Raw genomic sequence first — 11,796 nt, 5'->3', positions numbered from 1 at the left:
GGGGTGTTGGGGGATTTGGACCCTCGGAAGGGGCGCTAAAGCTGGGCTCCACCCACGAGGGCGAGGGTATGGCGGAGGCGTCGGTCTTCGTGCCAAGTACTCCATAGATAGTAGCCGATGAAGAAAGGCCACAGGGTCAGGAAAACAGCATTCCAAAGATCATCAGAAGTGCCGTTCAGAAAATCGGAGAGATTACTAAGCCAAGAGCTTATCCACCATGTCGTAAACCCCACCGCACTCCCCCAGAAACGGCGACGCACAAGAGAAAGTCTCTGAGTCAGGAGAAGAGTAAAAATCCAGAGACCCAGCACGATCAAAACGGCCTGACCAAGAAGATCGTCATATGGCGACCTGGGGTCGGAACGTATGTCGGAGAACGCAAGACCCAGAAAAAGCATGGGAACAACATATGTACTTCCAAAAGAGGTACCTTCTATCAAACCACGCAGACGCTTAACAGGCACATACAACCGCCCCAACTCCCGCCGCATCGCCTTGGGATTCCCCAGCACGGCGCGCACGTCCGCCCCCTCCCCTACCCCCGCGTCCTCCAGGTGCGCGAGCGTTTCGGTGTGAACCCGGTCCTGCACGGCCTCGGGCATCCCCTTCGTGGCCTTCTCCAACCACTCCCGAGCGTTCACGCCTTGCCCCCAATCACGGCCCCGACCGCCCGGACCTGCCTCTCCCAGTCGCCCCGCGCTTCCGTCAGCGCCTTCTTCCCCTTCTCGGTCAGGCAGTACTCGCGGCGCACCCGCCCGGCGACCTCGGTTTCCCGGCTCTCGATGTGGCCCTCGGCTTCCAGCGCGTGCAGGGCGGGGTAGAGAGTCCCCTCCTTCGCATCCAGCAACCCCTCCGACCGGGCCTTGATCGCCTGCGCGATGGCGTACCCGTGCTCGGGCTGTCGTTCCAGCACGGCGAGGATCAGCAGGCGCAACTGCTCGCGGGCGTTCATGGGGAGAGCATACCTCAAAATTCAATGTATAGGATCAAGAGGAACGGGTGGCGCGTGATACTGGCGCCATGACCTCCCCTGCCCAGGACGCCCGGCGCTTCCCCATCGGCCCCATTCAGGACCTTCCCGGGCGGGACTGGGCGGCGTTGGAAGAGGTCGCGGCGCGGATGGAGGGGGCGGCGCAAGAGTGGCACGACCTGTTGTCGGGGCTGGACGACACGGCCCTCTCCCGCACGTCCCGGCCCGGCGGGTGGACGGTGCGGCAACTCGCGCACCACACGGCGGACGCGCATGTCCACGGCCTTAACCGTCTGCGCTACGGCCTGACGACCGAGGAATACGTGATCCAGCCCTTCGACCAGGACGCCTGGCTGACCCTGCCCGACGCGGGATTGCCCGTAGAGGCGGCGCTGGCCCTGCTGGGCGCGGCGAACGTCCGGTGGGCGGCCCTGCTGCGTGGGGTGAGCCCAGCGGAGTTCTCCCGGGAGGTCACCCACCCACACGAGGGGCGGCAGGACCTGTGGCGGCTCGTCGCCAAGCACGACTGGCATCTGCGCCACCACCTCGCGCAGGCGCGGCTGGCGCCAGGGGAGTGACGAGGGGCTGTCGGGCGTCCCGCATCACTCCAGGTGCGCGTGGTCGTTGTACGTAAGCAGCGTCCAGCGACCCGCCGCCCGAGTCAGGCGGGTCAGCCCGGTGTGGGTATGCAGGTACGGAAAGGGCAGGACGTAGCCCGGCTGCGGCGCGGCGGGCCAGCCGAAGAGGTCACACAGCAGGGCGCGCAGGGCGGCCCCGTGGGTGAAGGCGATGATGTCCCCGGCGGGAAGTTCCTCGGCCCAGGCCCGCAGCCGGTCGGCCACCCCTCGCAGGCTCTCGCCGCCGCCCGGAGCGGGGAGGGTCCAGGGGTCACGCTGCCACTCGGCATACTCGGAGTCGTGGAGCACATCTTCGGTGGTCGCGCCCTCGTAGCGCCCGAAGTTCAGCTCGCGCAGCCGGGCGTCGGGGGTGACCCGGTGGCCGGGCAGGGCCACGGCGGCGGTGTCCAGGGCACGGCGCAGGTCGCTGGCGTACACGGCGTCCCAGGGGCGGCCCGCCAGACGGCGCGCGAGGCGCTCCGCCTGGGCGCGGCCCGTCTCCCCCAGCGGCGTGTCGGTCCAGCCCTGCCAGCGGCCCGCGCCGTTCCAGTCGGTCGCCCCGTGGCGGACGAGGGTGAGGTGCAGCGTCTCCCCTTCCGCCATCAGGGGCGGGCCTCGGGGTCGGGTTCCTCGCCGTCCGTGCCCTGACCCTCCGCCAGAGGCCGGACGGGGCGGGGTTTGCCGTCCTCGCCCACGGCCACGAAGACGAAAAAGCCGGTGGTGGCGAGTTGCTGCTCGCCCGAGGCCATGTGCTCGCGGTACACGTCCACCCGCACCCGCATGGAGCTTCGGCCCACCCGCACCACCCGCGCGTCGAGGGCCACGGCGTCGCCGACCCGGATGGGCACGTGGAAGTCCACCCCGTCCATCCGTGCCGTGACGACCGCGCCGCCTGCGTGCCGCACCGCCGCCACCGAGGCGGCCTTGTCCATCAGGGACAGCACGAAGCCCCCGAAGGCCGTGCCAAGGTAATTGGTGTCCTTGGGAAACACCAGTTCCAGCATCCGGGCGCGGCTGCGGGGGGCGGGGGTCGTCTCCCCGGGCGGGGGGCTGGGGGCGGCCGAGTCCTGGTCGTTCATCGCGCCCGAGTGTAGCGGGGCCAGCCGCGCCTCAGCCCTCCCCGCGTGCCTCGATGACCTCCACGCCCGCGCCTCGAAGACCTCGCGGGCTCCCGGTGGGGCGTGGTCGGTGACCCAGGCGCGCACGTCTCCGAGCGCCGCGAGGGTGGCGAAGCCCGCGTGGCCCCACTTGCTGTGGTCGGCGATCAGGACGCTCCGGCGGGCGCGGCGCATGATCGCCGTCTTCTGCTGCGCCTCCACGAAATTGCTGTTCGTGAGGCCACGTTCGGAGTCGATGCTCGTGTCGCCGCCCGCGACCCCCTGCGCGTGATCCCCTCGCTGATGGTGGGCTCGGCGGTCGCCGGGGCGATCAGCATGGCGACCGGGTGCCTGCTGCGCGCCCCGCACGGCGGCATCTTCGTGCTGTTCATCCCCAACGCCGTGACCAACCTGCCCATATACATCCTCGCCATCGTGGCGGGCACGGTCGTCAGCAGGGTCATGCTCGGCCTCCTGAAAAAGCCCATCGTGCAGGAGGCCCTGCCCGGCGTGACGAACACGCAGACGGTGGCGGGCGCGGCGGACGACTGAGCGAGAGCTCGTGGAGGAAGGGGGCGGCTCAGGCGGGCAGACTGGCCGTTTCGGGCCTCAACACCCCCAGCACCTCCGCCGCCACCCGCTCGCCGCTTTCAACAGCGCCGTCCATGTAGTTCATCCACACCCGGGCCGTCTCCGCCCCCGCCCAATGGAGGTGGCCCACGGGCTCGCGCAACGCCTCGCCGTACCCGGTCCACACTCCGGGACCGAAGAGGGCGCCGTAACACCCGCCGCTGTGGGGCTCGGCGGCCCAGTCGCGCTCGACGGTTTCCAGGGGGCGCAGCGCCTCCCGCCCGAAGAGCCGGGCGAGACTGGCGAGGGCCGCGTCCCGCCGCTCCGCCTCGCCCGCCCCCATCAGCGCGCGGGCCTCCCCGCCCTCGATGAAGCCCAGGAGCACGCCCGGGCTCCCCTGCGGCGGGCTGTTGTCGAAGGTGACGGTCACGGGCCCCTCGTCGCTGATCGCCATGCCACTTAAGCCCGCGTCCCGCCAGAAGGGGCGGTCGTACACCGCCATGAATTTCACCACCGCCCCCATCGGGAGCCGCTGCTGGAGTTGCGCGCGGCGGGGAGGGAGCGGCGGGTCGAAGGGCACGCCCGCGAGCAGGGCCGGGGGCACGGCGAGGACGGCGCGTTCGGCGTGATGGGAGCCGCCCGGGGTGTGCAGGGTCACGCCCTCCCCGCCTTGCTCCACCCGCGTGACCGGGCTCCTCAGCCGCACGTCGGGTAGAGCGTCCGCCAGCCGCAGGGCGATGCTCTGAGCGCCCCCCAGCACCCGGTCTTGCAGGGCGTGCCCGCGCGTCAGGGTGTGGCCGTCGATGCCGCCGCCGTGCCGGGTATACGTCAGGGCGTGGAGCAGGCTCAGCTCCCCGGCGTCCGCGCTGAAGACCGCCCCGGCGTACAGCCGCATCAGGGCGCGCGTCTGCGGGGTGCGCGCGTTTCGGTTGATCCAGGTGTCGAAGGTCTGCGCGTCGAGGGTCCCCGCGTCCGGGGCCGTCCAGGGGGCCTCCGGGGGAATGCGGCGGCTCAGCGCCTCGAACCGTTTCGAGAGCAGGGCGTAGTCGGCGAGCACATGCGGCGGCAGCGGCGGGATCAGGCCACGGTAACGCAGCGTCTGGCCCAGCAGGTGCGCGAGGTTCTGCCCCTCGTCGTGCGTGGGGTACACCTCCAGGCCGAGTTCACGGATCAGGGCCATGACGTGCGGCTGGTCGGGACCGACCCACTGCCCGCCCAGGTCCACCCCCACGCCCGTGACGGGCAGGCGGACCGTGTGCATGCGCCCCCCCACCCGGTCCCGTGCCTCCAGCACCCGCACGCGCCGCCCGGCCTGCGCGAGCCTGCGGGCGGCGGTGAGCCCGGCGAGGCCCGCGCCGACGACGATCACGTCGGCCCTGTCCACTGTCGTCATGGGTCAGCCTAGCGCGGGCGGCAGGCCGCCGGGGCCGCATCTGCGCCTGCACGGCCAGCCTGGACAGCGAACGGGCCGACCCTCCTCGGGCTCAGCCCTCCGTGAACGCCCCCAGCGACCGGAAGCGCGCCGCCCGCTGCGACCGGAGTTCCTCCCCGTCCAGACTGCCCAGTTCGGCAAGGTGGCGGGTCACGGCCTCCCCCAGCGCCCGCGCGGCGACGTCCGGGTCGAGGTGGGCGCCGCCGGGGGGCTCGGGCACGATCTCCTCGACGATCCCGAGTTCCAGGAGGTCGGGGGCGGTGAGCTTCAAGGCCTCGGCGGCCCTCGGGGCCTGGGCCGCGTCGCGCCAGAGGATCGCCGCGCACGACTCGGGGCTGATCACGCTGTACCAGGCGTTCTCCTGGATCAGCACCCGGTTCCCCACGCCGACCGCCAGCGCCCCGCCGCTGCCCCCCTCACCGATCACGGCGCAGACGGCGGGCACCCGCAGACGGACCATCCGCCGGATGCTCTCGGCGATGGCCCAGGCCTGTCCGCGCTCCTCGGCCTCGATGCCGGGGTAGGCGCCGGGCGTGTCGATCAGGGACACGACGGGCAGCCCGAAGCGGTCGGCGAGGTCCATCAGGCGGATCGCCTTGCGGTAGCCCTCTGGGTTGCTCATGCCGAAGCGCCGCCGAATCTTGCCCTTGGTGTCTCGGCCCTTCTGCTGCATCAGGAGCATGACGGGCGTGCCCTGCCAGCGGGCGGGGCCCCCGATCAGGGCAAGGTCGTCCCCGAAGGCGCGGTCGCCGTGGAGTTCGGTGAAGTCGCTGCACAGTCGCTCGGCGTAATCGAGGGCGGTCGGGCGGCCCGGCGCGCGGGCGAGCCCCACCCGCTCCCAGCGCGACAGGGGCTCGCGGTGGGCGGCACGCAGCCTCTCGACCTCCGCGCGCAGGGGAGCGAGGGCCGCGTCGAGGTTCTGCCCGGTGCGGCGGGCGGTGTCCTCCAGGTCGTGAACGCGGGCTTCGAGTTCGCGGACGGCCTCGACCGGGCTGGGGCTCACGCGCTCACCTCGCGGTGAAGCAGCACCCCGAGCAGCCGGGCGAGGTACGCGCGGTGCTCGCGGCGGTCCACCACGTCGTCGATCATGCCGTGGTCCTTCAGGAACTCGGCCCGCTGGAACCCCTCGGGAAGGCTCTGCCGGATCGTCTGCTGGATCACGCGCGGCCCCGCGAAGCCGATGAGTGCCCCCGGCTCGGCCAGGATCACGTCCGCCACCGTGGCAAAGGAGGCGGTCACGCCCCCCGTCGTGGGGTCGGTGAGCAGGCTGACGTAGGGCAGGCCCCGGGCGGAAAGCCCTTCGAGCGCCACCGTCGTCTTCGCCATCTGCATCAGGGACAGGGCGCTCTCCTGCATCCGGGCCCCGCCGCTCGCCGCCACGAGGACGAAAGGGGTGCCGTGCAGGGCGGCGTGTTCGGCGGCGCGTGAAATCTCCTCCCCCACCACGCTGCCCATGCTGCCGCCGCTGAAGGCGAAGTCCATCACGGCGAGGGTGACGGGCACGCCCCCCACCGTCCCCGTGCCCGTCAGGATCGCGTCGGGGCGACCCGTCTTGGCCTGGGCGCGGGCGAGGCGCCCCACGTAGGGCTCGGTGTCCTCGAAGTGGAGGGGATCGGTGGGGCGAACGTGACCCGAGAGCTGAACGAACGAGCCGGGGTCGAGCAGCACGTCCACCCGCTTCCCCGCGTCGATACGCAGGTGGTGCCCGCACTTGGGGCACACAAAGCGGCTGGCCTCCAGGTCGCGGTTATACAGCCCTTCCTTGCACGCGGGGCATTTGGTCCACAGATCCGGCACGTCGGCCCCCGCCTGAGGCTGCGGGCGACGTCTGCGGAAAAAACGGTCGAGCGCCATTCTCAACTCCTTCGGGTGGGAAACTGCTCCTCGCGGGCCATTCTAGAGGGGCCGCTCCCTCCGCAATGAACCCGGTGTAAGCGCGCCGACAAAAGAAGTCCCCCGCCACAGTCGGCGGGGTCCGGGCGGGCCTCAGCGCAGTCTGCGTTTGAGGTAGTCGTCGATCTGCGCGAGCTGCACGTTCAGGTTCCGCTCCAGGGCGTCGATGCGCGCGTTCGTCGCCGCGAGTTGCTGAGAGACCGTGTGGTCGAGGTCCGCCGTGCTCCCCGTCCCCAGCGTGTTGAAACGCTGGTCGAGGTAGCCCTGAAGCTGAGCGAAGCGGCTCCCCTCCTGGTTGTCGAGGCTGGCGCGCAGGGCCTCCATGTCGCGCAGCAGCCGCGCGCTGTCCGCCTGCGCCCGCAGCCGCGAGACCCCCGCCCAGAAGTAGAAGATCAGCGCGAGCACCAGCCCGGTCAGGAGCAGGATCAACCCCAGCGGCACCTCGCGGTACGTGACGAAGCCCAGGCTGAGGGTGTGGGGAAACAGCAGGGCGTTGCGGTTGAGAATCGCGAAGATCACCGCCAGCACGACGACTAAGGCGAGCACGATGGTCCGCATGGGTCGAGGGTAACACCCACCCCGGAGGCGGGACGCGGGGGCGAATTGGGGGAACGTTTAGGACCACCTGGCTCAGTTCACCCGGCCAAGGATGAGCGGCTGCACCTCGGGCGCCGTCTCCGCCACGCTCAGCCCCGCCTCCAGCAGCGCCCGCGCCGTCTCCAGCCCGCGCCCATTCCGGTGATAGAGCCGCAGCACCGCCTCGCCCGCCCCCACGGCCTCGCCGGGCTTTTTCAGCAGTTCCACCCCGACCCCGTGGTCGATGGCCTCCCCCTTGCGCTCCCGCCCGCCGCCGAGGGCGAGGACCGCCCGGCCCACCGCGAGGGCGTCAATTCTCGCCACGAAGCCGGAGGAGGGGGCTGTCACCTCCGCCCGTCCGGGGGCCACACCAAGCATTGCGGGATCATCGACATAACCCCCATCTCCGCCCTGGGCTTCCACGAAGGCTCGAAACTTCGCCAGCGCCGAGCCGTCTTGCAGGGTCGCGCGGGCCCTGGCCTCCGCCTGTTCCTCCTCCTCCCCATACGCGGCCAGCGCCTCCACCGCAAGGGCGACGCACAGTTCGGTCAGGTCCTCTGGGCCCTCGCCACGCAGGGTGCTCAGCGCCTCCAGCACCTCCAGGCTGTTTCCGGCCATCCGGCCCAGGGGCGCGTCCATGTCGGTGAGCACGGCGCGGACCTGCCGCCCGGCATGGCTGCCGATGTCCACCATCGCTCGCGCCAGGGCCCGCCCGTCGTCCAGCGTCCGCATGAAGGCCCCCGCCCCCACCTTCACGTCGAGGATGACCGTGTGCGCCCCCGAGGCGAGCTTCTTGCTCATGATCGAGGAGGCGATCAGGGGCAGGCAGTCCACGGTGGCCGTCACGTCGCGCAGGGCGTAGAGCTTGCCGTCGGCGGGCGCGAGGTCCTTCGACTGCCCCACGAGCGCGAGGCCAATTTCCCGCGCCTGCTCGATGAAGCGTTCCTCGGGCAGCTCGGGAGTCCAGCCGGGGAAACTTTCAAGCTTGTCGATGGTGCCGCCCGTGTGCGCCAGCCCCCGTCCACTCATCTTGGCGACCGTCAGGCCCAGGGCGGCCAGCATCGGCGTCAGGATCAGGCTGGTCTTGTCGCCCACGCCGCCGGTCGAGTGCTTGTCCACGGTGCGCGGGAGCCCCGCCAGGTTCAGCTCGTCGCCCGACTCGGCCATCACCAGGGTCAGATCGGCCGTCTCCTGCGGGGTCATGCCGCGCAGGTACACGGCCATCAGCCACGAGCTGACCTGATAGTCGGGCACCTCGCCACGCGTGTAGCCCAGGATCAGGTGTTCGAGTTCGGCGCGAATGTGCGTTTCCCCGTCGCGTTTCTTGCGGATGAGGTCGGGGATGGTGAGGGAGGAAGAGGTCATGGGGCAGTTTAGCGGCGGTCCCCCTCCTGCCCTGCCCCGTCCGCCCGCTGCCCCTCGCCGTGCTCGTCGTCGCCGCGCACCTCGGGCGAGGTCGCGCCCCCGCTCTTCCAGCTGATCTTCGCGTGGGTGCCGTCGCAGAAGGGCTTGTTCCCGCTCGCGCCGCAGCGGCACAGGGCGGCCCGGACCTCGCGCTGCTCGCCGCCCTGGGTCTGAATCCGCAGGTCGCCGCGCATCGCCAGGGGCCCGTCGGGGACGGGGGTAATGGTAGTGGGCACCTCGGGCGCTTCCGCCTGGCCGTTCGCCAGCGCGTAGTGCAGTGCCCCGGTCGGACAGGTGCGGACGACCTGAGCCACCTGCCCGGCATCCGCCTCGTTCCAGAGCTGAATCCAGGGGCGCTCGCGGGGTCGGAACACCTCGGGGAGGCCCCGCACGCAGTTGGCGACGTGGACGCAGCGGGGCGCGTCGTAGTACACGGTCACGCCGTCTCCCGTGTACGCCTTGCCGCGCAGAAGGTCGTCGCCGAGGGGAGGAACAGGCGTCATGGTGTAGTCTACGCCCCAACACGCCAAGTCCTGACGGCTATCACGCGTAAGCTGGGCTGGAGGCTCCGACAACCCACACTCCGGTTCCCCATCCGCCCGGCCTCCCCACGCCCGCCGACTTCCTGGCAGGGCCACCGCTGCCTGAACGTCATCCGCGCGGTGCGGACCCAGCAGGCTTGAGAAGGACCCTCCACCCCAGAGGTCGCCATGAACGAACTGAGTCTTTTGCTCGAATCCTTCCGCCGGAACGGGCGTGTCAATGGGACGCTGCTCGACGCCCTGACGCCTGCCGACTTCGAGCTGAGCGACGGCCGGGGTGGCTGGACGGTCGAGCGGCACCTGCGGCACATGGCGGCGTTCCGCGTCGGCTGGCTGTGGAACCTGTCGCCCGAACACGCGAACCCGCTGCTCGACCATACGCAGAAGGATGCGGACGGTGACCCGCTGTGGCGCTGGCAGAACAGTCCCCCCGCCGAGCTGGCGGCGGCCCTGGGCGCGGGCGACGAGGCCGCCCTGGAGGCGGTGCGGGCGCACCTGGCGTCGGGCGAGCCCTTCAATGACCCCTGGAACGAGGGCGCGTACCGGTCGAACCCCGCCCACTTCCTCCAGCACACCATCGTCCACGACTCGCACCACCGGGGGCAGGTGCTGGCCCTGTTGCGTCAGGGCGGGCGCACCCCCGAGCAGATGGAAGCTCTGGACGAGCACTGGGCCATCTGGCGGGAGTAGTCAGGACAAAGAAAAACCCCCCGTTGCCGGGGGGCCTCGTCCTTCGAGCTGCGCTTACGCCGTCGTCTGCGGCATGGGCTGGGGGTTATTCGTCGCCCGGGCCACCGAGTCGCGCACCACGTCGCCCGTGATGAGTTCCTGCGTGAGCAGGGCGTCGGCGACCTCGTGCATGGCCCCAGAGTACTCGGTCACGAGCGAGCGGGCGCGGTCGTAGGCGCGCGTGAGGATGCGCTTGACGTCCTCGTCCACAAGCTGCGAGGTGTGCTCGGAGAAGGCCTTGGGCTTCGCCATGTCCTCGCCGAGGAACACCGGGCCGGAGTCGGTCATCAGGGCCATGTTCTTGAAGTTCTCGCCCATGCCCCACTCCAGCACCATCTTGCGGGCGATGTTCGTCGCCTTGCGGAAGTCGTCGGCGGCCCCGCTCGTCACGCTGCCCATGAACACTTCCTCGGCAGCGCGACCGCCCAGCGCGACGACCAGCTGGTTTTCCAGCCGCTCCTTGCTCATCAGCACCTGCTCCTCCGGCAGGTAGAAGGCGGCGCCGAGCGCCCGTCCACGCGGAATGATGCTGACCTTCTGGAGCTTGTCGCTGCCGGGAATCACGGCGGCGGTGACGGCGTGCCCCGCCTCGTGGTAGGCGATGGCCTTTTTCTCCTCGGGGCTGATCGTCAGAGAAGCGTTCTCCAACCCCAGCGTGATCTTGTCGAGCGCCCGGTAGAAGTCGCTCATGTCGATCTGGGTCTTGCCGAGGCGGGCAGCCTCCAGCGCGGCCTCGTTCGTCACGTTCTTGAGGTCCGCACCCGAGAAGTACGGCGTGCTCTTGGCGATCTCAGGGATGTCCACCCCGCCCGCCATCGGCTTGTTGCGCAGGTGGACCTTGAGGATCGCCTCGCGCTCCTTGAGGTTGGGGAGGTCGATGGTCACCTGACGGTCGAAACGGCCGGGACGCAGCAGCGCCGGGTCGAGCACGTCGGGGCGGTTCGTCGCGCCGAGCACGATGACGCTGCTCGTCTTGTCGAAGCCGTCCATCTCGGAGAGGATCTGGTTGAGCGTCTGCTCGCGCTCGTCGTGGCCGCCGCCGATCCCCGCGCCGCGCTTGCGGCCGATGGAGTCGATCTCGTCGATGAACATGATCGCCGGGGCACTCTTGCGGGCGTCCTCGAAGAGGGTCCGCACGCGGCTCGCGCCGACGCCCACGAACATCTCCATGAACTCGGAGGCGGAGACGCTGAAGAAGGGCACGTCCGCCTCGCCCGCGATGGCCCGCGCGAGCAGAGTTTTACCGGTGCCGGGAGGGCCCACGAGGAGCACGCCCTTGGGAATCTCGGCGCCGATCTGGTGGTACTTGCCGGGGTTTTTCAGGAAGTCCACGACCTCGATGAGTTCGCGCTTGGCCTCCTCGTGCCCGGCCACGTCTGTGAACTTGGTCTGGACACGGTTTTCCTTGCCGTACTTCTTGGCGCGCGACTGGCCGAACTGCATCACGCCGTTCTGGCCGCCCTGGGCGCGCATGAAGAAGAAATACATCATGCCGAACAGCAAGATGATGGGCAGGAAGTTGATCAGGATACCGAACCACTGGCTGGGAGCGTCGAAGCGGTAATCCACGCCCCGGGCCTCAAGCTGACTGATCAGGCTGGCGTCGGGCGTGGCCTGGTTGCTCGGCAGCCGGACCGAGAAGCTCGGAATCTCGCGCGGGGTGGGCGAGCCCGCCACCGGCACGCTGGTCGGCTCGGTGAGCTGCACCTGCGCGATGTTGTCTCGCACGATCACCCGCTCGACTTTGCCCTGGTCAAGCAGGTCCTTGAACACGTTGTAATTGACACTCGACCGTCCGCTCATGGGCGCCTGCGAGAACATCAGGAACAGCGCCAGAACGAACAGGACGATCAGCCAGGGATTGAGTCGCCTCAAGAGGAGTCCTCCGGGAAAGGGAACGATGGGGCGCAAGCACGCCCCGCTGAAGTTGAGTGTACCAGACTCAAGATGCGTGTGCGTATCCGCC

13 protein-coding genes and 2 pseudogenes are annotated in these 11,796 nt (G+C 70.0%); 3 read left to right on the top strand and 12 right to left on the bottom strand.

The features are described 5' to 3' along the window. Positions 1-35: 35 nt before the first annotated feature. A complete protein-coding gene (locus DAETH_RS02775; protein ID WP_264776413.1) occupies positions 36-521 on the bottom strand; it encodes a hypothetical protein in 486 nt (161 codons plus the stop codon). Positions 522-637: 116 nt separating this feature from the next. Then, the gene (locus DAETH_RS02770; RefSeq protein ID WP_264776412.1) at positions 638-952 is read right to left on the bottom strand and encodes a PadR family transcriptional regulator; all 315 of its coding nucleotides are present in this window, start codon (positions 950-952) and stop codon (positions 638-640) included. 68 nt (positions 953-1,020) lie between these two features. On the opposite strand from DAETH_RS02770, the gene DAETH_RS02765 reads away from it, so the two are divergent. Further along, entirely contained in the window at positions 1,021-1,548 is a 528-nt protein-coding gene (locus tag DAETH_RS02765) for a DinB family protein (RefSeq protein ID WP_264776411.1), read from the top strand. Positions 1,549-1,572: 24 nt separating this feature from the next. Here DAETH_RS02765 and DAETH_RS02760 read toward each other — a convergent pair whose 3' ends face one another. From DAETH_RS02760 to DAETH_RS02750, 3 genes and pseudogenes are all read right to left on the bottom strand, one after another. Continuing rightward, positions 1,573-2,190, bottom strand: a complete 618-nt coding sequence (locus DAETH_RS02760; RefSeq protein WP_264776410.1) for a histidine phosphatase family protein — start codon at positions 2,188-2,190, stop codon at positions 1,573-1,575. Then, the gene (locus DAETH_RS02755) at positions 2,190-2,666 is read right to left on the bottom strand and encodes an acyl-CoA thioesterase (protein ID WP_264777375.1); all 477 of its coding nucleotides are present in this window, start codon (positions 2,664-2,666) and stop codon (positions 2,190-2,192) included. The genes DAETH_RS02760 and DAETH_RS02755 overlap by 1 nt, the downstream gene beginning before the upstream one ends. A gap of 162 nt (positions 2,667-2,828) precedes the next feature. After that, positions 2,829-2,906 (bottom strand): annotated as a pseudogene (locus DAETH_RS02750) (hypothetical protein); the annotation flags it as partial. Positions 2,907-2,951: 45 nt separating this feature from the next. Here DAETH_RS02750 and DAETH_RS02745 point away from each other — a divergent pair. Then, a pseudogene (locus DAETH_RS02745) lies at positions 2,952-3,236 on the top strand (PTS fructose transporter subunit EIIBC); the annotation flags it as partial. A 28-nt stretch (positions 3,237-3,264) separates the two neighbouring features. On the opposite strand, the gene DAETH_RS02740 reads toward DAETH_RS02745, so the two are convergent. The 6 genes from DAETH_RS02740 to DAETH_RS02715 form a co-directional block, all read right to left on the bottom strand. Further along, positions 3,265-4,647, bottom strand: coding sequence for a flavin monoamine oxidase family protein (locus DAETH_RS02740; protein ID WP_264776409.1), 1,383 nt, complete (start codon positions 4,645-4,647; stop codon positions 3,265-3,267). A 91-nt stretch (positions 4,648-4,738) separates the two neighbouring features. Next, positions 4,739-5,689 carry an acetyl-CoA carboxylase carboxyltransferase subunit alpha gene (locus DAETH_RS02735; protein WP_264776408.1) on the bottom strand — a complete coding sequence of 317 codons (951 nt, stop codon included), beginning with the start codon at positions 5,687-5,689 and terminating at the stop codon, positions 4,739-4,741. Next, positions 5,686-6,540 (bottom strand): acetyl-CoA carboxylase, carboxyltransferase subunit beta, encoded by an 855-nt coding sequence (gene accD / locus DAETH_RS02730; RefSeq protein ID WP_264776407.1) that lies wholly within the window; start codon positions 6,538-6,540, stop codon positions 5,686-5,688. Before accD ends, DAETH_RS02735 begins: the two co-directional genes overlap by 4 nt. A 132-nt stretch (positions 6,541-6,672) precedes the next feature. Further along, positions 6,673-7,137, bottom strand: coding sequence for a LapA family protein (locus tag DAETH_RS02725; protein WP_264776406.1), 465 nt, complete (start codon positions 7,135-7,137; stop codon positions 6,673-6,675). A gap of 72 nt (positions 7,138-7,209) precedes the next feature. Beyond that, positions 7,210-8,520, bottom strand: coding sequence for a thymidine phosphorylase (locus DAETH_RS02720; protein ID WP_264776405.1), 1,311 nt, complete (start codon positions 8,518-8,520; stop codon positions 7,210-7,212). A gap of 8 nt (positions 8,521-8,528) precedes the next feature. Beyond that, positions 8,529-9,062 (bottom strand): (4Fe-4S)-binding protein, encoded by a 534-nt coding sequence (locus DAETH_RS02715; RefSeq protein WP_264776404.1) that lies wholly within the window; start codon positions 9,060-9,062, stop codon positions 8,529-8,531. Between the two features lie 207 nt (positions 9,063-9,269). Here DAETH_RS02715 and DAETH_RS02710 point away from each other — a divergent pair, with 207 nt between their 5' ends. Beyond that, positions 9,270-9,791 (top strand): DinB family protein, encoded by a 522-nt coding sequence (locus tag DAETH_RS02710; RefSeq protein WP_264776403.1) that lies wholly within the window; start codon positions 9,270-9,272, stop codon positions 9,789-9,791. A gap of 54 nt (positions 9,792-9,845) precedes the next feature. On the opposite strand, the gene ftsH is transcribed toward DAETH_RS02710, so the two are convergent. Continuing rightward, positions 9,846-11,705: an ATP-dependent zinc metalloprotease FtsH gene (gene ftsH / locus DAETH_RS02705; protein WP_264776402.1), complete on the bottom strand. Its 1,860-nt coding sequence runs from the start codon at positions 11,703-11,705 to the stop codon at positions 9,846-9,848. Between the last annotated feature and the right edge of the window lie 91 nt (positions 11,706-11,796).

This window comes from Deinococcus aetherius, from assembly GCF_025997855.1.
In the GTDB taxonomy this organism is placed as follows: domain Bacteria; phylum Deinococcota; class Deinococci; order Deinococcales; family Deinococcaceae; genus Deinococcus; species Deinococcus aetherius.
The sequence above is the reverse complement of the archived record's forward strand: the minus strand, read 5'-3'. Positions and strand labels throughout refer to the sequence as shown.